The organism is Rhodoferax sp. P2_H8_2, assembly GCF_056403235.1.
Map to the genome: position 1 here is coordinate 32,318 of NZ_JBFUFW010000007.1, position 19,965 is coordinate 52,282.

Consider the following 19,965-nt stretch of genomic DNA (forward strand, 5'->3'; position numbering starts at 1 on the left):
CTATGCGGGTGATTTATTGCAGCGCTGACCACGACGGCACGACCTGGGTCCCGGGTTTGCAGGCCGCGTTGCCGCAAGCCGAAGTCAGCCTGTGGGAGCCCGGCGCGCCAAAGGCGGACTACGCGGTGGTCTGGAAGCCACCACAACAATTGCTCGATGAGCAGACGCAACTCAAAGCCTTGTTCAACACCGGCGCGGGCGTGGATGCGCTGGTGAAGCTGCGTTTACCTGAGGGCCTGCCCATCATCCGGCTGGACGATGCGGGCATGTCGGTGCAAATGGCCGAATATGTGTGCCATGCGGTGATCCGGCACTTCCGCGAGTTCGATGGTTACGAGGCCGACATGGGTGCTGGCAAATGGTCCTTCCGCAAGCCACGCAGCCGCGCGGACTTTCCCGTAGGCATCCTGGGGCTGGGCGTGCTCGGTGCGCGTGTTGCGCGTACTGTGGCGCAGTTCGACTTTCCTGTGAATGGCTGGAGCCGCTCGCCAAAAGCGCTGGACGGCGTGCAATGCTTCTCCGGAGAGGCGGGGTTGGATGCGTTTCTGCAAGCCACGCGGATTGTTGTGTGCCTGCTGCCGCTGACGCCCGATACGCAAGACCTGCTGAACGCCAAGCGCCTGTCGCAACTGATGCCCGGTGGTTATGTGATCAACGTAGCACGCGGTGCGCACATCGTCGATGCGGACCTGTTGGCGTTGCTGGATAACGGGCATCTGGCGGGCGCCACACTGGATGTGTTCCGCACCGAGCCGCTGCCAGCAGACCACGCATTCTGGAAGCACCCGAACATTACCCTGACGCCGCACACCTCGGCGCGCACTTTGCGTTCTGAGAGCATCGCGCAAATCGCAGGCAAGATTGGTGCGCTGGAGCGTGGCGAGCAGGTTGCTGGGCGCGTCGACGCCACACGCGGCTACTGAGTGAATCCTCGACCGAGCGTTACTGCGCCTTGGCGCCCATGCGCTCCAGCTTCTGCAGCCATTTGGCCGCGTCGGCGGCTTTCATATTGGCCACCATGCCGATCAGCGTTTCATGGATCGGAGCGATGCCTACAAAGCCCAAGATATTGCGTTTTAGCGACCTCAGGCCGTGCGCGAGGAAATACCAGCGATAGGCCATAGCCGGCATGCCCATCGTGATCACAATGCGCGCGCTGCGTCCGGTCAGCCCTTTTTTTCCAAAGGGGTTGCCGTCCTTTCCGCCGGTGAACGCAAAGCCCGGTCGCGCCACCTGTTCCAGAAACGCCTTGAGCAGGGCGGGCATTTCGCCCAGCCACAGCGGGAAGAAAAAGACAATGTGCTGAGCCCATGCGATGGCCTCTTGGGCGGACTGCAGTCCTTCAGGGACCGTGCCAGTCTCCCAGTCGATCTGGCGCCGCAGTATGGGGAAATCCAGCTCGGCGACGGCCAGGTGCCGCACGGTATGTCCCGCGGCTTGGGCGCCTTTGGCATAGCTGGCCGCCAGCGCATGGCACAGGTGTTGGTCAATCGAATCAGGGTGGCCCTGAATCACAAGAATGCGTTGGGTCATAGTTTGTCCAGTGTCGGCAATTGGGCCGGCCCCATCTTTGATCTGCCGCAAGGAATCGGCTGTGCGCAAGGCCGCTTATGCGCTGTGGGATCGGCATCTGAGGAAATTCAATGCCGCAAGACGGGTTTCTGGGCTCGGTACACAATAGAGCAATAGCGCCAAACAACAGCGCCAGAAATAGATCCCATGACCATTCCAACCAAAGTAAAACTCGTCGATGTCGGCCCGCGCGACGGCCTGCAAAACGAAAAGCAGCCGGTGCCTGCCGCGATCAAGATCGAGCTGGTGCACCGCCTGCAGGCCGCAGGCCTGACCGAGATCGAGGTCACCAGCTTTGTGTCGCCCAAATGGGTGCCGCAGATGGCGGACAACGCGGAGGTAATGGCGGGTATTGCGCGTAAACCTGGCGTGCGCTACTCGGTGTTGACGCCGAACCTGAAGGGCTTTGAAGCCGCGATCTTGAGCAAGCCCGACGAGATCGTCGTGTTTGGTGCGGCCAGCGAGGCCTTTAGCCAGAAGAACATCAACTGCTCGATTGCAGAAAGCATTGAGCGCTTTGCGCCGGTGGTGGAAGCGGCCAAGGCTGCGGGCATTTATGTGCGCGGTGCGATGTCGTGCACGGTGGGCTGCCCGTACGAAGGCGAGATTGCGCCCGAGCGGGTTGAGTACCTCGCTGGTCTGATGAAACAGATCGGTGTGCAACATGTGGGCGTGGCCGACACGATTGGGGTGGGTACGCCGCGCAAGGTACAGCGCGCGCTGGAAGCGACGCTGAAGCACTACGACATCGACCATGTCTCCGGCCACTACCACGACACCTATGGCCAGGCGCTGGCAAATACGCTGGCGAGCCTGGAGATGGGCGTGTGGAACTTTGATACGTCGGTGGCGGGCCTCGGTGGCTGCCCGTATGCCAAGGGCGCAACGGGCAACGTCGCGAGCGAAGACGTGGTCTACATGCTGCATGGCATGGGCATTGATACCGGCATTGATCTCGACGCGCTGATTGACGCTGGAAAATTCATCAGTGACTTTTTGGGCCGCAAGCCGCATTCACGCGCGGCCAATGCGTTGCTGACCAAGAGGGCTGGCTAGATGTGTGGGGCTGAATTGCAGGCGCTGCCGGAAGGCGCGCAACGCGTTGCTGCGTTCCTGAAAGAACGCGGCCACCCGGATGGGCCGCGCATGCTGGAAGACGCCGCACGCACAGCCCAGCAGGCCGCCGACGCTTTGGGCGTGGCGCTGGGGCAGATTGCCAAGAGCATCATCTTCAAGCGACTGTCCGATGATGCCGCCGTGCTGGTGGTGACATCGGGTGACAAACGCGTGGACCAGAAGAAGGTGGAGGCATTGGTCGGCCCGTTAGGGCGCGCCGATGCGGCGTTTGTCAAGGCGCAAACCGGTTTCTCGATTGGTGGCGTGTCGCCTGTAGCGCATGCCCAGCCTTGCGTCACGCTACTGGACCAGGAGTTGTTTCGCTTCGATACCGTATGGGCCGCAGCGGGCCATCCGCATGCGGTGTTCCCGCTGACGCCGCAGCAATTGCATGCACTGGTCGATGCGCCGGTGGCCGATGTGACAGAAGCACACAAGCCAGAGGCCTGAGCCGTGGACGGAACTGCGCCCCTGCCATCGCCAGCCACGCTGAGAAGGCTGGCGGCGCGCGCCGTCATCGTTCGCACGCAGGCCAGCGATATTCCCTCACCCTGCATCAATGTGTGCCGTATCGACCCGGTGCAATCCGTGTGCACCGGTTGTTTTCGCACATTGGATGAGATTGCTGCCTGGGGCCTGTCCGACGACGCCAGCAAACGCCAGGTCTGGGCGCGCATTGCCGAGCGTCTGCCGATACCAACTCCCCATAGTGAAACCCCATGAAGCACATCACCTTTTATCTGGACTTCATATCTCCGTATGCCTATCTGGCGTTTGAGGAGCTGCCGCAGGCGCTAATGGGGTTGAGCTACAGCGTGACCTACAAGCCATTGCTGTTTGCCGCATTGCTCAAGCACCATGGGCAACTAGGCCCCGCTGAGATTGCGCCCAAGCGGGACTGGACCTACCGCCAGGTGCTGTGGCAAGCGCATGCGCGTGGCATCCAGTTGGATATGCCTGCAGCGCATCCGTTCAATCCGCTGGGATTGTTGCGGCTGGCGATTGCTACGCAGGCGCAGGGCCTGCCCAACCGCTACGTTTGCGAGACGCTGTTTCGCCATGTATGGACGGGCGGTGCCGATGCATCGGACAGCGCGCGGCTTGCGGCATTGACCCAACAGCTGGCGCCCGAGCGCGATCCGTCCGACGCTTCTGTCAAAGAGCAACTCAAATCCCATGCCGAAGATGCCATTGCAGAGGGTGTCTTTGGTGTGCCTGCGATGGTGGTGGACGGCAAGGTGTTTTGGGGTCTGGATGCCTTGCCCATGCTGCGTGCCTACCTCGATGGCAACCCCTGGTTTGCTGACACGCACTGGGATGGTGTCAGTCAGGTTCCGTCGGGCCTGGATGTACGACGCCCCTGATTTGCCGTAATGTGAAACCGTCTCTAAGGGTTCGACCTTAGTTTGTCAGTGCCTTGTAAGACGGGCGCAAGCTAGCGTTGGTTTCGCGTCAGAGCGGGGTCAGTGCTTGCTCCAAGAATACCGGCAGGCCTTCACGTCGAAGGCTTCATAACATCCTGGAGACACACAATGGCAACTGCGACACCCCGGCCGATGTCGGCGGAAGAGAAGAAAGTTATCTTCGCTTCCTCGCTCGGTACCGTTTTTGAGTGGTACGACTTCTACCTCTACGGTTCTTTGGCAGCCATCATTGCCAAGCAGTTCTTCTCCGGTCTGGACGAAGGCTCTGCCTTCATCTTTGCCTTGCTGGCGTTTGCTGCGGGCTTCATCGTGCGTCCGTTTGGCGCGCTGGTGTTTGGCCGTTTGGGCGACATGATCGGCCGCAAGTACACCTTCCTGGTGACCATTCTGATCATGGGCTTGTCCACGTTCATCGTGGGCATCTTGCCGAACTACGCCAGCATTGGCGTGGCGGCACCGGTGATCCTGATCGCATTGCGCATGCTGCAAGGCCTGGCGCTGGGCGGTGAGTACGGCGGTGCAGCGACCTATGTGGCCGAGCACGCGCCCATGGGTAAACGCGGCTTCTACACCTCCTGGATTCAGACCACGGCCACGTTGGGGCTGATGCTCAGCCTGATCGTGATTCTGGTGACCCGCACCGCGATGGGCGAGGCAGAATTCGGTGACTGGGGCTGGCGCATTCCGTTCCTGGTGTCCATCCTGTTGTTGGGCGTGTCGGTGTACATCCGCTTGTCGATGAACGAGTCTCCTGCTTTTGCAAAGATGAAGGCTGAAGGCAAGACCTCCAAGGCGCCTTTGTCCGAGTCTTTCGGCCAGTGGAAAAACCTGAAGATCGTGATCCTGGCACTGGTGGGCCTGACCGCCGGTCAAGCCGTGGTCTGGTACTCCGGTCAGTTCTATGCGCTGTTCTTCCTGACGCAAACGCTGAAGGTCGACGGACCGACTGCCAACATCATGGTTGCGATTTCGCTGCTGATCGGCACACCGTTCTTCGTGATCTTCGGTGCATGGTCTGACAAGATTGGCCGCAAGCCCATCATCATGGCTGGTTGCCTGTTGGCCGTGCTGACTTACTTCCCAGTGTTCACGGCGCTGACCAAGGCTGCAAATCCGGACCTGCATGCTGCACAGCAAGCTAACAAGGTGACGGTCACTGCCGATCCGGCCGAATGCTCGTTCCAGTTCAACCCGACCGGCACCAAGAAGTTCACCAGCTCCTGCGACATAGCCAAGCAGCGTCTGGCAAATGCCTCGGTCAGCTACGACAACATCGTAGCCCCTGCTGGCACACCGGCCACGATCCATGTGGGTGAAACCGTGGTGCAAGTGAAGTACACGCCGGAAGATATTGCTGCTGCCAAGGCCAAAGCCGAAGCCAAGCTGGCTGAACTGACAGCCGCACAGCCGCAAGACCCCAAGGCTATCGAAGGCGCAACCAAGGCTGTGAAAGACCTGGCCAACGAAAAGACAGCTGGCACCACCTTGTTTGGCAACAGTCTGACTGCAGCGTTGAAGGCCGCCAACTATCCTGCCAAGGCGGATATGGCCAAGTTTGACAAAGTCACAGTGGCTGCGATCCTGACCTATCTGGTGATTCTGGTGACCATGGTGTACGGCCCGATTGCAGCGATGCTGGTGGAAATGTTCCCAACCCGCATCCGCTACACATCGATGAGCCTGCCGTACCACATCGGCAATGGCTGGTTCGGCGGCCTGCTGCCCACCACGGCCTTCGCCATCGTTGCGCAGACCGGCAATATGTACAACGGCCTGTGGTACCCGATCATCATTGCGGCAATGACGCTGGTGATTGGCACCTTGTTCGTCAAGGAAACCAAGGACGTTGACATCTACGCCAACGACTGATCGCGCATCTTGTAAGTGAGTTGACGCCCCGGCCTGAGTGGCTGGGGCAATTTCCGGGCTCTCCTTGTGAGGGCCTTTTTTTTGAAAGAATTTGTATGTGGAAAATTGTTGTGGGCTTTCTCGTTTTCGGCGCACTGGCGATCTTTGTTTTGAGCAAAGGTGGTGACATTGACCTGAGCGGCGAGAAACACGGGGATGCCACGCACGCGGAGACACCCGCTAGTGCCGCGTCGACGACTGCGCCTGCGCCCGCTGCCTCTGCTGCGAGCAGTGTTGCGAAGTAACCGGACCTTTTGTCCAATGATTCCTTGCTGATGCAAACCGCCAGTCCTAAAATGGCCCGATGCAACTTATAAAGACAGCATTGGGCCAGACGGCGTTCAAGGAGCGCTCTGCGCTCTTCTCCGCGCGTCAGCGTTCCATCTTCATTTTGTTCGACGGGCAGAAGACCGTGGAGCAGGTGCTGGCTTCAACATCGGGTATGGGTACCAACCAGGCGGACGTTGATCACATGCTGGCGCAGGGCTTTCTAAGTCTGGTAGCGGACGTTGTCGTAGCACCCACACCCACAGCTACCCAGCCTGCTGCCGCACCAGAAAGCGCTGCACCGTCTGCGACCTTCAGCCATCTGAGCCATCAGGAACGCTACGCGCTAGCCATGCCGTTGGCAACGAAGCTCACCGCCAGCAAGGGTCTGTTTGGCGTTCGCCTGAATATGGCGGTTGAGCGGGCAAGCGGCTACGACGATTTGCTGGCGTTGTTGCCAAAGATCCAGGAAGCCGTAGGCACCAAGTCCTGTCAGGAATTGGAACGCATACTCAAAGGGTAATCAAGACTGCCTAGAATGTCTCTCCCCCACCTAGAGAGCATTCACTTATGTCCCAGGGCACCATCCGCATTCGCGGGGCGCGTCAGCACAATCTCAAGAACCTTGACCTGGACATTCGCACCGGTGAACTGACCGTGGTGACCGGCCCCAGTGGCTCGGGCAAATCCAGTCTGGTGTTCGACACGCTGTACGCCGAAGGCCAGCGGCGCTACGTGGAAACGTTCTCGGCCTACGCGCGCCAGTTTCTGGACCGGATGGACAAACCGGCGGTCGACAAGGTGGAGGGAGTCCCTCCTGCTATCGCTATCGACCAGACCAACCCGGTACGCTCCAGCCGCTCCACCGTCGGCACGATGACGGAGTTGAACGACCATCTGAAGCTTTTGTTCTCGCGTGCTGGTAATTTATTTGACAAGCAGACTGCGTTGCCGGTACAGCACGACACGCCAGAGACGATTTACACGGAGCTGGTGCGCAGGGCCGCAGCCGAGAATGATCCACGCGTGGTGCTGACCTTCCCCGTAGAACTTCCTGCAGACACGACTGCCGATGAAGTCACGCAGTGGTTGAGCGCCAGCGGCTTCACCCGTATCCATGCCGAGCGCGAAGTAGAGGTTGTATTGGGAGAGGAGTCCGATGCAGCAAAAACCAAAGCCGCAGACAAGAAGTCCAAAGCGAAGCCCGGTGCGGCCTCCAAAGGAACCGGTGCTACCCGACGCAAAGTGCTGGACGTCGTCGCCGATCGCTTCCGCATCACCACCGCAGACAAAGCCCGCGTGCTCGAAGCGATCGAGCTGGCGTTGAAGAGGGGCAGCGGCCGCCTCAATGTTTATGTATTAAATGAGGCTGCAGAGCCCGCAGAACGTGCGCAAGCAGCTCCTGAAACGATAGCAACGGCCGGGCCTACGTTATGGCGTTTCTCCACCGGCCTGCACTGCCCGCAAAGCGACATTCGCTACGCAGACCCGATTGCGTCGATGTTCTCGTTCAATTCCGCGGTTGGCGCTTGTGAGGTCTGTCGGGGTTTTGGCCGTGTGGTCGGGGTGGACTACGGCTTGGTCATTCCCAACGACAAACTCACACTGCGCGCCGGTGCGGTCAAGCCTATGCAGACGCCCGCCTGGCAGGAGTGCCAGGACGACCTGATGCGCCACGCTGAAGCTGCGGGCATCCCGCGCGACACGCCTTGGTACAAGCTGACCGAGGAGCAGAAAAACTGGGTCTACAAGGGTTCGCCTAACTGGAACGGCAAGTGGAATCAGCACTGGTTCGGCGTCGACCGCTTCTTCGAGTACCTGGAGAGCAAGGCCTACAAGATGCACATTCGCGTGCTCTTATCCAAGTACCGCAGCTATACGCCATGTGGCACCTGCGGTGGTGCGCGCCTGAAGACCGAGAGTTTGCTGTGGCGCATTGGGACCAAGGAGCAGGCGGATGCAGTGCTGGCTCCAGCCAAGCGTTTTATGCCGCAAGGTGTGCAGTGGACGCGCGCACAATTGGAAGCTTTGCCAGGGCTGTGTCTGCACGACATGATGCTGATGCCGCTCGACAAACTGCGACGGTTCTTCGATTCACTGCAAGTGGGACTGAATGTGTCCCAAGGCTCGGAAGCCGACGCGAAGACATTGAAGCTGCTGTTTGAAGAAGTCTGCACCCGACTCAAGTATTTGTGCGACGTGGGCATCGGCTACCTGACGCTGGATCGTCAGAGTCGCACGCTCAGTGGCGGTGAAGTGCAACGCATCAATCTGACCACCGCACTTGGCACTTCGCTGGTCAATACGCTTTTCGTGCTGGACGAGCCCAGCATCGGTCTGCACCCGCGCGACATGCACCGCATCATCGTGGCGATGCAGCGCCTGCGCGATGCGGGCAATACGCTGGTGGTGGTGGAGCACGACCCGGCGGTGATGCTGGCAGCCGACCGCATGATCGACATGGGTCCCGGCCCCGGCGAGAAGGGCGGGCAGATTGTGTTTGATGGCACAACCGACGACCTCAAGACTTCAGACACGATGACCGGCGCCTACCTCGGTGGGCGCAAGCAGGTGGGCATGGGATTCAAGCGCATGGTGGCCGCCAACACGCCGCGCCTGGTGCTGGAAGGTGCGACCGAGCACAACCTGAAAAACGTGACGGTAGAGATCCCGTTGCAGCGTCTGGTGTGTGTGACCGGAGTGTCCGGCTCCGGCAAATCCACGCTGATTCAGGATGTGCTGGCGCCTGCATTGCTGCGCCACTTTGGCAAGGCGACGGAGACGCCTGGTGCGCACGCACGTCTGCTGGGTGCCGAGCAACTCAGCGAAGTGGTGTTTGTGGACCAGTCGCCGATTGGCAAGACGGCGCGCTCCAACCCGGTGAGCTATGTGGGCGCGTGGGATGCGATCCGCGAATTGTTTGCCGGTGCGTCACTGGCGCGCGAGCGCAGTTACACGGCCAGCAAGTTCAGCTTTAACAGCGGCGATGGCCGTTGCGCGCTGTGCGGTGGTTCGGGCTTCGAGCACGTCGAGATGCAGTTCCTGAGCGACGTGTATTTGCGCTGCGCCGATTGCGATGGCAAGCGCTACCGGCCCGAGATTCTGGAAGTGACCATTGAGCGCAAAGGGCGCAACGTCAATGTGGCCGATGTGCTGGACCTGACCGTCAGCGAGGCGGCCGATCTGTTCAGTGCCGACCGCGATGTGATTCGCGTGTTGCAGCCTATCGTGGATGTGGGGCTGGAGTACGTGAAGCTGGGCCAGCCTGTGCCCACGCTGTCGGGCGGCGAAGCCCAGCGTCTCAAACTGGCGGGTTTTCTGGCCGAGGCGGCCAAGGGAAAGAGTGCGAGTGCGCAGTTCCTGGCCAAACGCGGTTCGCTGTTCATGCTGGACGAGCCGACGACCGGACTGCACTTTGACGACATCGCCAAGCTGATGCGCGCATTGCGCAAGTTGCTGGATGCGGGGCATTCGCTGGTGGTGATTGAGCACAACCTGGACGTAATTCGAGCTTCTGACTGGCTGATCGATTTGGGGCCAGAGGGCGGTGATGCGGGTGGCGAGGTGGTGGCGTATGGCACGCCGGAGGATGTGATGTTGCATGCTTCGTCGCACACCGGGCAGGCGTTGCGGGAGTATGCAGCGGCCATGGGGGTTGTTCACGAGGTTGCTGAGCCCAGTGCCAAATACCTTTCTATCGCTGCCGAGGATGGGGTTGCGCCCCGTGCCTCGTACATTCGCTCCGCGACTGCAAAGTCGGCACAGCGCGCAACCCCAACCCCGGCGGGTGGTGTTGTGAGCGATGCATCTAATTCCATTCGCATCGTTAATGCCAAAGAGCACAACCTGAAGTCGCTTTCCGTTGATATTCCGCGTGGAAAATTCAGCGTCGTTACTGGTGTGTCTGGTTCTGGAAAGTCGACTCTGGCGTTCGACATTTTGTTTAACGAAGGGCAACGGCGTTATCTCGAATCACTGAACGCCTATGCGCGCTCAATCGTGCAGCCCGCTGGGCGGCCTGAGGTGGATGCTGTGTATGGCATTCCACCGACTGTGGCTATTGAGCAGCGCTTGTCGCGTGGTGGGCGCAAGTCCACGGTGGGTACTACTACCGAGGTCTGGCACTTCTTGCGCTTGTTGTATGTCAAGCTGGGTACGCAGCATTGTGTGAACGATGGGGCAGCGGTTGCGCCGCAGACGGCGGACAGCATTGCGGCGCAGTTGCTGAAGACCTACCGCGGGCAACACATTGGCCTGTTGGCGCCGCTGGTGTCGGGTCGCAAAGGTGTCTATACCGAGCTGGCCGATTGGGCGCGACCGCGCGGCTTTACGCACTTGCGTGTGGACGGCAATTTCCTGCCGACCACCGGTTTCCCGCGTATTGACCGGTTCAAGGAGCACAACATCGAATTGCCGGTGGCGAGCCTCGATGTGAGCCCCGCGCGTGAGACCGCGTTGCGCGAAGCGTTGGCACTGGCGTTGACGCACGGAAAGGGCATAGTGCATGTGCTCAGTGGCATGGACGGTTTGCGCGAAGCAATGCTGGCAGGCAATACCGCAGCGGGCATTGGCAAAGTGCAGGTGTTCTCCACCAAGCGCGCCTGCCCGATTTGTTCCACCTCGTACGCCGAGCTGGACCCGCGACTTTTTTCGTACAACAGCAAGCACGGCTGGTGCCCGGATTGCGTGGGCACTGGTGTTGCGTTGACCAAAGACCAGCGCAAGGTGTTTGACGATTCGGTCAAGGACGATGACAACAAAGGTCGCGAGCAGACCTTTGCTGAAGCCGATATTGAAGACCTGCACGACGCAACTTGCCCTACATGCCAAGGTACGCGGTTGAATGCGACGGCACGTGCGGTGCAGTTCGCTGGCGTGGGCATCACCGACATTGCGCGACTCTCAGTGACTGATGTGCGCAAGTGGGTACAGACACTGCAAGTCGCAGGTGGTTTGACAACACGTGAAGGTGATATCGCGCGTGACTTGATTCCCGAGATTCGTAGTCGTCTGGAGTTTCTGGAGGAAGTGGGGCTAGGCTACCTGACGCTGGATCGCGGCGCGCCTACGCTGTCGGGTGGCGAGGCGCAGCGCATCCGATTGGCTGCGCAGTTGGGGAGCAATCTGCAGGGCGTCTGTTACGTGCTGGACGAACCCACCATCGGACTGCATGCGCGGGACAACAAGATTTTGTTGGGCGCGTTGCAATCCTTGAGCGACAAAGGCAATACGCTGGTGGTGGTGGAGCACGACGAAGACACGATTCGCTATGCAGACCACATCATTGATATTGGGCCGAGCGCGGGCAAGCGCGGCGGACGGTTGGTGGCGCAGGGGTCTGTGGCGGATGTGCAGAACGCGGCTGACTCACAGACTGGGCGGTATTTGTTGCATGCGATGAAGCATCCTTTGGCCATTCGTCGCGGGGTTGTTGCCTTCGCTGCGGAGGATGCCGATGCGCCAGACGCCTCGTACACTCGCTTCGCGATTGCAAAGTCGGCGTCCGGCGCATCGGCATCCCCCGCGGATGTAGGTGCCAAGCCGCCGAAGAAGCTAAGTGCGAAAGCGGCTAAAGCCGCGGCTGCCGCCGCGACGGCAGCAATGAGTGCGAACGCAAACGCAGAGCTCGTTGAGCGCACCCGCGTAGCCGCCGAATACGCAGCCCTAGCGGACCGTTCGCTCGCAAAACTCTCGGTCGCAGCATCGGGTAGCCCAGGGGTGGGCGCCGACATTGCAGTCGCGCAGAGAATGCACGAGGCGCCTGCCCCTGGGCTACCCGATGCGAGCACAGCCAACATCGACTGGCTGACGGTATCAGGTGCCAGCATGCACAACCTGCAAAACGTGACAGCGCATGTGCCGCTGAAACGCCTGGTAGCCATCACCGGCGTCAGCGGTTCTGGTAAGTCCACTATCGCAAGAGATGTACTGCTCGCCAATGTGCAAACCGCAGTTCAGAAACGCAGCACCAAAGCAGGCCGAGACGCATTGGACGCTGGAGAGAAAATCCAGTGGACCGGCTGCGAAGGCGTTGCCGGTTTTGAGACTGTGGACCGTGTGCTGGAAGTGGACCAAACGCCTATTGGAAAAACACCACGCTCTTGCCCCGCAACCTACATCGGCTTCTGGGACACCATCCGCAAACTGTTTGCCGACACACTGGAAGCCAAGGCGCGTGGTTACGCTGCGAATCGGTTCAGCTTCAACACCGGCGAAGGCCGTTGCCCGGGTTGCGAAGGGCAGGGTATCCGCACCATCGGCATGAGCTTTTTGCCCGATGTGAAAGTCTTGTGCGAAACCTGCAAGGGTGCGCGTTTCAACCCCGAGACTCAGGCCGTCACCTGGCGTGGCAAAAACATTGGCGACGTTCTGCAGATGGAAGTGGACGAAGCGGTCGACTTCTTCGCAGCGATGCCCGTTATCGCGCATCCGCTGCAACTACTGAAAGATGTGGGCCTGGGCTATCTCACGCTGGGTCAGCCATCACCGACACTGTCCGGTGGCGAAGCGCAGCGCATCAAGTTGGTGACGGAACTCAGCAAGGTGCGCGATGACATCGGCAAGCGCGGCCAGAAGGCGCCGCATACGCTGTATGTGCTGGACGAACCCACGGTAGGCCTGCATATGGCGGATGTGGAAAAGCTGATTCATGTGCTTCATCGCCTTGTAAATGCGGGCCATAGTGTGGTCGTTATTGAGCACGACCTCGACGTGATCGCCGAAGCCGACTGGGTGCTGGACCTGGGCCCTGAGGGCGGGAATGGAGGTGGCCGTGTCGTCGCTGCCGCCACGCCGGAAAATGTGGTGCGCCTGGGGACGCACACCGGCAAGGCGCTGGAGGCGGTGCTGGCGCGTTGACGGGCTCAGCCGTGCACCTGCAATAGCTTTTGCAGGTGCTGCTTAAGCGCTGTCTTCAGCGCGGGCGGTTGCAGGATTTCGAATGGCAGGCCCAGGCCTGCGAGGTCACGCGCAAATGAATGCAGGTCGTCCATTTGCGCATCGAGTCGTATGCCGTTCTTCTGCGCGGTCAGTTTGCCTACGCTGGGTGGCATGGCGCGCCGCACCGCTTGCAACTCCGCATCGAACCGCACGGCCACGGTGTGCTTGCGCGGCAGGGCCGCGATGGATTCGCGCAAATACTGCAAGACATCGAAATTGTCGGGTCGACCAAATGACTTGGGCAGCGCCTGCACGGCCTGCACCCGGTCCAGACGGAACGAGCGCAGCGCGCGCCGCGTGTGGCAATACCCCACCACATACCAGGCGCCATACAAATAGCCCAGACCATAGGCATCGAGTTCGCGCACGGTGGTGCGGCCATCCAGCGCGCTGTACGTCATCTGCAGGCGCCGGGCTGTGCTGGCGCACTGGCTGATCTCGGCGAAAAATTCGCTGCCATTGCCCTCTGCCTGCGGACGCGCCAGATCCAGCGTGACCACGGTGTTCAGGTCGCCGACTTTGCGGCTAACCGACTTGGGCATGACCCGGTCCAGCTTGGCCTGGGCGCTGGCCACGGCGGGCGTCATGCCGCTCAATCCCAGCTCACGCGCAACGCGCAGACCCACAGACAGCGCCAGCGATTCGTCGTTGGAGAACATCAAGGGTGGCAGTTTGTAACCGGGCATCAACGCGTAGTGGCCATCGCGCCCGCGCGTTGCGCGGATCGGCACGCCAAACTTCTCCAGCTCCACGATATAGCGGCGCACCGTGCGGCGCTCCACATCCAGCCGCTCTGCCAACTCGGCGCTTGTCAGGCTAGCGTGCGCTTGTAGCAATTCCAATGCAGCCAACACGCGTTGCAGGGGTTTGTCCATGGCGATCATCATAGATCGATATAGGACCAATTTAGACCTATATCAAATCTACACTGCGCCATCTTTCAAAACGCGGGGGCAAACATGGGATTAGATCTTTGGCTTTATTTCCTGGCGGTATTCGCCGTCATCGTGTTGCCAGGCATGGACATGGCCTATGTGCTGGCCAGCAGCGTCAGCGCCGGGCGGCGCGGTGCGGTGGCTTCGGTGTTGGGTATTGCCAGTGGCGGGGCGATTCACGTGGTGGTCGGTGCCACCGGCATGGCGGCGTTGATGGTGGCGTTTCCGCCGCTGTTTCGCGTGATGCTGCTTTTGGGCACGCTGTACCTGCTCTGGGTAGGTTGGGGCATTTTTCGCAGCGCTGATGCGGCTGCGTCGCCGCAACAGGAGCAGACAGTCGCCACCTCCAGTCGCGCCATTTATCGCCGCGCGGTGACAACCTGTCTGTTGAATCCCAAGGCCTATGCGTTTACGTTTGCGCTGTTCCCGGCGTTCATTCCGCACGATGCGGCAGCATTGCCCGCGCGTACGTTGGCGTTGTGTTTAATCACCGTTGCGACGCAGGTCGCGGTGTATGGGGCGGTGGCGAGTCTGGCATTGCGCGTGCGCGCTTGGATACAAAAATCCCAGGCCGCGATGATGCGTGCCATGGGATTGCTGCTGATGGGCTGTGCGGTGTTGACCGCTGCGCTGGCCTGGAGTTAAGCCAGCGCGCTGGTCGACTTAGTCGCGATCGTGGCCTTTGCCGTGTTTGTCTTTGCCATGGCCTTTACCTTTGCCGTTACCGCGGTCATCATCACGGTCACCATGGCCGTCATGGCGGCGGTGGTCTTCGTAGCGCTCACGCACCCAGTCTTCGCGAACGAAATAGACCGGCCGACCACATGCGTTGTAGCGCCCACAGTGCTTGCTCCAGTTCTTCTGGTGGCCTGGTGGCACGTACAGATACATGGGCGGTTGCTCCACATAATGAACCGGGCGTGCGATCAGAATCGGTTGCGCGTTGATAAAGCGGGGTTGGGGGAAATTGCCAATATCGATTTGGCCATACACACCGGGTTGATTGATCCCGATGGATACGCCGACCGACGTTTGCGCAAAGGCGGGGGCCAAAGCGCTGGCGGCGAGGGCAAGAATTGCGAGGCGTTTCATGAGATACCTTTCACGGTTAGAGACCATTCAACGTCCCAAGGATACGCCTAGATGACACGCCTACTTTTCGTTACAAGCGTTTTGGGACGTGCGATGGGCTGCGCGCTGCGCAACGCAGCGACGGCTTGGAGTTAAGTCAGCACCTTGTTTTTAGTCACGACCGCCGCGATGGTCGCGGTCGTGCCTGTCGTCGCCACGTCCCCGATCATGGTCGCGGCCATGACCATTTCCGTTGCCATTGCCGTGCCCACGTCCATGGTCCCAGCGTTCGTGGTTGTCGTAGCGGTCATGCTGGCGGCGGTATTCATAGCGCTCCCGAACCCAGTCTTCGCGGACAAAGTAGACCGGTTGGCCGCATGCGTTGTAACGGCCGCAATAGTGACCCCAATTCCTCTGATGGCCTGGTGGCACGTACAAATAAGCGGGTTGCTGCTGCACATAGTGCACAGGGCGAGATATCAAGACGGGTTGCGCATTGATAAAACGGGGCTGTGGGAAGTCGCCGATATTGATGCGGCCATAGATCCCTGGCTGGTTGACGCCGATGGAAACACCGACCGAAGTCTGTGCGAACGCAGGAGCCAGAGCACAGGCGGCGAGAGCGAGAACGATTAGCTTTTTCATGGAGTACCTCCAACAGTAAGAGGCTATTTAACGTGCTGGGGTGAGGCCGCGACGACACGCCTACCTTTGCTTACAAGCGTTTACGCGGTACGCGATTCCAGAATGCGATGCGCCATTTCGGCAAACCCGGTGCCTCGTGCGCTCGGTGTGATGTAGCGGGGCAGGTGCTGCATGTTTGCAGCGTAATGCGAGATATTGGCCACGCCAACGCTATGGGTGAAATGCTCAAACATGGCTTGGTCGTTGCCAGAGTCGCCGATGAAAACCCATTGGTCCAGTTCCAGCGCAAGATCGCGCCCGAACAGCTCACGCGCGATCCAGCAAGCCCCGGTCCATTTGGTGAAGTCACCAAAGCAGCCATGGATGTGGATGCTGCTGACGGTGGTGTGCATGCCCGCAGCTTGCAGCAAGGTCACGACCTGCCGCACCGTTTCGGGCGGCAGCTTGGCAAATTCGTTGTAGTCGAACGCGAGGTCGGTTTCACGGCCACCGCCATCGCGTGACAGCGCCACGCCAGGCACTTCAGCCACTATTTGCGCTGCGATTTGCTGCATGCGGGCCTGGTTGCGGGCTCGGGTATCCGAATCCTGTTGGTATAGTTTTGATAGCTGCTCACGCACATTCTGTGCGGCTTGCGGGCCTTTTTTGCTTGCAAAAGCGACGCCACCGTTCTCTGCCACCATCGCATCGACCGGCCACGGTTTTTCGCCAACGCCCGCAATGAACGGTTCGCACCAGCCGATGGGGCGCCCAGTAATGGGAATGATGATGAGCCCCGCCGCCTTCAAGTCCGCCAGGGCTTGCAGCGCATCGGCGGTGATGGCGCCGCCGGTGGTCAGCGTGTCATCAATGTCGGTGAATACGCCTACCAAACCGCGCCGCGCATGCAGGGGCCAGGACGACAGCGGTTGCATGCGTGGCGAAGGAGGTCAGGGAGAGGTGGGTCGCAACAGGCGGCCGCGTTGCGGGCGCTCTATCGACAGCGAGCTGTACCCGGAAGGAGGGCTGATGGTCAGAGACTGCCTCTGCACAGCGACTGGCTCGCAGCTTCCGTGGTCCAGATGGTAAAGCGCCGAAAACAGCATGCCTTCCTGCGTTTGACCGAGCGCGTGGTCCAAGTCATCGGTGCCGGAGCATGTCGGTGCAAAACCCGCGCTGTAGTCACCAAAGCCCTTTTGATTGGTACCCTGGAATTCAATCGGGTAGTAAGACAGGGCGCAATTGTTCTTGCGCGTAAAGCCATATGGTTTGCCGCAGGTGGATTTACCAATCAACACGACGTCCACATCGACGCCGCGCAAGGCATTGATCACGGATTCGCTGGCCGAGCAGGTGTCTGCCGACGTCAGCACATAAACCCGCTTCAGATTCAGGCGCGGCAGTGTGTAGCCGACGGGATAGGTGGATTCCGCGTATTCCACTTTGTTGGCGATACGGTAGATGTTGTCTGCGGTATCCGACGTTCGCTTGTCATTGAAGCGCAAGGCCTCAAAAACTTTTCCGTCAGCCTGCGTGCCGGTAACCATCGCAGCCAGTGTGCTGGCGATGTAGAGATAGCCGCCGGAGTTGTAACGCATGTCCAGCACCAGCTCGCTGATCCCATTGGTCTGAAGCGAACGCACCGCAGTGATCAGTTTGTCCTGTGCGCCTTGGGCGTGGGCTGTGAATGCGATGTATCCGGCACGTTTGCCGCCGGGGCTGGTGACGGTGCTGGCGAGCGGGACGGGTTCGTCCTGGACGGTGCGCGCTGCCAGGTAAATCGTGCGCTCGCTTGCGCCCGGTTTATCGCTGTATTTGAACTGAACAAACGCGCCGGCCGTATTGGGGTACCAGCTGTTCACGTTGTAGCTGATGACCCCAGCCATGTGGCCTCCGCGTGCCATGCCCGCATCGGCGGCGGGCGACCCCGGCATGACTTGGGCCACACGCTGAAGGCCTTTGGAATCCAGGGCCCACTCGATACCGTATCCCACATTCACGCCCGTCGACAGCGAATCGGCATCGGCTGTGGCGATCGCAAAACTGAACTGGTCCTTTGGCAGACCATTTGGATCAGGTGTCTTGACCAGCAAGGCCTTGAAATAGTCGATGACCTTGGTATAGGTCGATGCATCGACGGTGGGTATCTCGCGGTACCACAGGTACTTTTCATCCAGATAGGAGCGAACGAATTTTTTTTCGCCTTCTACGGTGCAGACATTGGCTAGCGTGTTGGATGCAGGATACGCCGATGCTGGAGGCGGAGCAGGGGGCGCAGTGTTGCTGGCCGCAGTGCTACCACCGCCGCCTCCGCCACCGCAGGCGGCCAGGCCTGCTGCCAATACCAGAGACACAAAGCTGTACGCAACATTGCGCTGCATACGGTGAGAAATTACGCGCATCAGAAAGCTCCCTTTCAAAATCAAGCATTGAATGCTTTTTAATGCGGGCAGTTTATCCTGCGTTTTGCAGCGCCAGACCCGCGTGCTCACGCAGCGGATGGAAGTGAATCTTGGGGAAGCGTTCTTGCGCCAGGCGCACGTCGTAGGGGCTGGTGCACAGGTAAGCCAGCGTGTCCGCCGCGTCGCGCGCCATGCGCTGCGGGTAGGCATTTACAAACTCTTGCAACTCCTTGGGTGTGTCAGCCGTGATCCATCGCGCGCCGGTGTACTGGCAGCCTTCCAGGCGGATGTCGGCGTCGTATTCGCCTTTCAATCGATGCTGCACCACTTCAAATTGCAGCTGACCGACGGCGCCCAACAGCATGTTGCCGCCCATCTCAGGGCGGAACACCTGGATCGCACCTTCTTCGCCCAATTGGGCCAGGCCCTGCTGCAACTGCTTGGTGCGCAAAGGGTTGCGCAGCACCACAGTCATGAACATTTCAGGTGCGAAAAAGGGCAGTCCGGTGTACATCAGGTTCACGCTGCCGTCGGTAATCGTGTCGCCCAGTTGCACGCCGCCGTGCGTGGTAAAGCCGACGATATCGCCTGCGTAGGCTTCTTCCACCGCCTCACGGCGCTGGCTCATGAAGGTGACGACGGACGTGGGGCGTAGCTCCTTAGCCGTGCGCATCACTTTGAGCTTCATGCCTGGGGTGTATTTGCCGGAGGCCATGCGCACAAAGGCGATGCGGTCGCGGTGGTTGGCGTCCATGTTGGCCTGCACCTTGAAGACCACGCCGCTGAACGACTCGTCATCGGGCTGCACCTGTTTGATCACGGGCTGTTTGTTGACAACAAAGGAGCTGGTGCGCGGGCCGGGTGATGGCGCCAGGTCCACCAACGCGTCCAGCACTTCCATCACGCCAAAGTTGTTGACGCCGGAGCCAAAGAACACGGGTGTTTGCTTGCCGGCCAGAAAGGCCTCATGGTCCCAGGCGGGGGAAGCGCCGGTGGCCAGCTCCATGCTTTCCATCGCGCTGGTCCATTCATGGCCAAAGCGCTTGGCCAATGAATCCGAATCGTTGAGCGGCACGGTGTCAAAGTCCTGCGGGCGGCGTTCGCTGCCCGACTCGAACACCGTCATCGCCTGCGTGCGCAAATTGATGATGCCTCCAAAGGCCTTGCCCTGACCCACCGGCCAAGTCATCGGTACGCAGGGCATGCCCAGTTCGCGTTCGATCTCGTCCAGGATGTCCAACGGCTCGCGCACTTCGCGGTCCATCTTGTTGACGAAGGTGATGATGGGTGTATCGCGTTGGCGGCAGACTTCGATCAGGCGGCGGGTTTGCGCTTCCACACCGTTGGCTGCATCAATCACCATCAGCGCCGAGTCCACCGCGGTCAGCACGCGGTAGGTGTCTTCCGAAAAGTCCTTGTGGCCGGGTGTGTCCAGCAGGTTGACCACATGGTCGCGGTAAGCCATTTGCATTACCGATGACGCGACCGAAATGCCGCGCTGCTTCTCGATTTCCATCCAGTCGGAAGTCGCATGGCGACTGGCCTTGCGCGCCTTCACCGAGCCGGCAATCTGGATCGCGCCCGAGAACAGCAGCAGCTTTTCGGTCAGCGTGGTTTTACCGGCGTCCGGGTGGGAAATGATCGCAAAGGTGCGGCGGCGACGGGTTTCTTCGAGGAAAGACATGGGCAAATGGAATGCAGGCGTCG

The 19,965-nt window shown here is 60.1% G+C and carries 17 protein-coding genes; 10 read left to right on the top strand and 7 right to left on the bottom strand.

Features of this window, described 5'->3' with window-relative positions:
- Positions 1-2 precede the first annotated feature (2 nt).
- Positions 3-923, top strand: a complete 921-nt coding sequence (locus AC1DV6_RS13230; RefSeq protein WP_477978072.1) for a 2-hydroxyacid dehydrogenase — start codon at positions 3-5, stop codon at positions 921-923.
- A 19-nt stretch (positions 924-942) separates the two neighbouring features.
- On the opposite strand, the gene AC1DV6_RS13235 is transcribed toward AC1DV6_RS13230, so the two are convergent.
- On the bottom strand, positions 943-1,533 hold the full coding sequence (locus AC1DV6_RS13235; protein WP_477978074.1) for an NAD(P)H-dependent oxidoreductase: 591 nt from the start codon (positions 1,531-1,533) through the stop codon (positions 943-945).
- 186 nt (positions 1,534-1,719) lie between these two features.
- Between AC1DV6_RS13235 and AC1DV6_RS13240 the strand changes: the two genes are divergently transcribed.
- The 8 genes from AC1DV6_RS13240 (at position 1,720) to uvrA (ending at position 13,145) form a co-directional block, all read left to right on the top strand.
- Positions 1,720-2,628 (top strand): hydroxymethylglutaryl-CoA lyase, encoded by a 909-nt coding sequence (locus AC1DV6_RS13240; RefSeq protein ID WP_477978076.1) that lies wholly within the window; start codon positions 1,720-1,722, stop codon positions 2,626-2,628.
- A complete protein-coding gene (locus tag AC1DV6_RS13245) occupies positions 2,629-3,138 on the top strand; it encodes a YbaK/EbsC family protein (RefSeq protein ID WP_477978078.1) in 510 nt (169 codons plus the stop codon).
- A 3-nt stretch (positions 3,139-3,141) separates the two neighbouring features.
- A complete protein-coding gene (locus AC1DV6_RS13250) occupies positions 3,142-3,411 on the top strand; it encodes a DUF1289 domain-containing protein (protein ID WP_477978080.1) in 270 nt (89 codons plus the stop codon).
- Positions 3,408-4,052, top strand: a complete 645-nt coding sequence (locus AC1DV6_RS13255) for a 2-hydroxychromene-2-carboxylate isomerase (protein WP_477978082.1) — start codon at positions 3,408-3,410, stop codon at positions 4,050-4,052. The genes AC1DV6_RS13250 and AC1DV6_RS13255 overlap by 4 nt, the downstream gene beginning before the upstream one ends.
- 168 nt (positions 4,053-4,220) lie before the next feature.
- Entirely contained in the window at positions 4,221-5,981 is a 1,761-nt protein-coding gene (locus AC1DV6_RS13260; protein WP_477978084.1) for an MFS transporter, read from the top strand.
- Between the two features lie 95 nt (positions 5,982-6,076).
- Entirely contained in the window at positions 6,077-6,265 is a 189-nt protein-coding gene (locus AC1DV6_RS13265; protein ID WP_477978086.1) for a hypothetical protein, read from the top strand.
- Between the two features lie 59 nt (positions 6,266-6,324).
- Positions 6,325-6,810: a hypothetical protein gene (locus AC1DV6_RS13270; protein WP_477978088.1), complete on the top strand. Its 486-nt coding sequence runs from the start codon at positions 6,325-6,327 to the stop codon at positions 6,808-6,810.
- A 47-nt stretch (positions 6,811-6,857) separates the two neighbouring features.
- On the top strand, positions 6,858-13,145 hold the full coding sequence (gene uvrA / locus AC1DV6_RS13275; RefSeq protein WP_477978090.1) for an excinuclease ABC subunit UvrA: 6,288 nt from the start codon (positions 6,858-6,860) through the stop codon (positions 13,143-13,145).
- Between the two features lie 5 nt (positions 13,146-13,150).
- Here uvrA and AC1DV6_RS13280 read toward each other — a convergent pair whose 3' ends face one another.
- Positions 13,151-14,101 (bottom strand): helix-turn-helix transcriptional regulator, encoded by a 951-nt coding sequence (locus AC1DV6_RS13280; protein ID WP_477978092.1) that lies wholly within the window; start codon positions 14,099-14,101, stop codon positions 13,151-13,153.
- An 84-nt stretch (positions 14,102-14,185) separates the two neighbouring features.
- Here AC1DV6_RS13280 and AC1DV6_RS13285 point away from each other — a divergent pair, with 84 nt between their 5' ends.
- A complete protein-coding gene (locus AC1DV6_RS13285) occupies positions 14,186-14,806 on the top strand; it encodes a LysE family translocator (protein ID WP_477978094.1) in 621 nt (206 codons plus the stop codon).
- Between the two features lie 18 nt (positions 14,807-14,824).
- On the opposite strand, the gene AC1DV6_RS13290 is transcribed toward AC1DV6_RS13285, so the two are convergent.
- From AC1DV6_RS13290 to AC1DV6_RS13310, 5 genes are all read right to left on the bottom strand, one after another.
- A complete protein-coding gene (locus AC1DV6_RS13290; protein ID WP_477978096.1) occupies positions 14,825-15,253 on the bottom strand; it encodes a hypothetical protein in 429 nt (142 codons plus the stop codon).
- A 150-nt stretch (positions 15,254-15,403) separates the two neighbouring features.
- Positions 15,404-15,877 (bottom strand): hypothetical protein, encoded by a 474-nt coding sequence (locus AC1DV6_RS13295; RefSeq protein ID WP_477978098.1) that lies wholly within the window; start codon positions 15,875-15,877, stop codon positions 15,404-15,406.
- A gap of 80 nt (positions 15,878-15,957) precedes the next feature.
- Entirely contained in the window at positions 15,958-16,791 is an 834-nt protein-coding gene (locus tag AC1DV6_RS13300; protein ID WP_477978100.1) for an HAD family hydrolase, read from the bottom strand.
- Positions 16,792-16,806: 15 nt separating this feature from the next.
- A complete protein-coding gene (locus AC1DV6_RS13305) occupies positions 16,807-18,258 on the bottom strand; it encodes a S41 family peptidase (protein ID WP_477978102.1) in 1,452 nt (483 codons plus the stop codon).
- Between the two features lie 52 nt (positions 18,259-18,310).
- Complete coding sequence (locus AC1DV6_RS13310; RefSeq protein WP_477978104.1) at positions 18,311-19,942, bottom strand: peptide chain release factor 3; 1,632 nt, start codon at positions 19,940-19,942, stop codon at positions 18,311-18,313.
- Positions 19,943-19,965 lie beyond the last annotated feature (23 nt).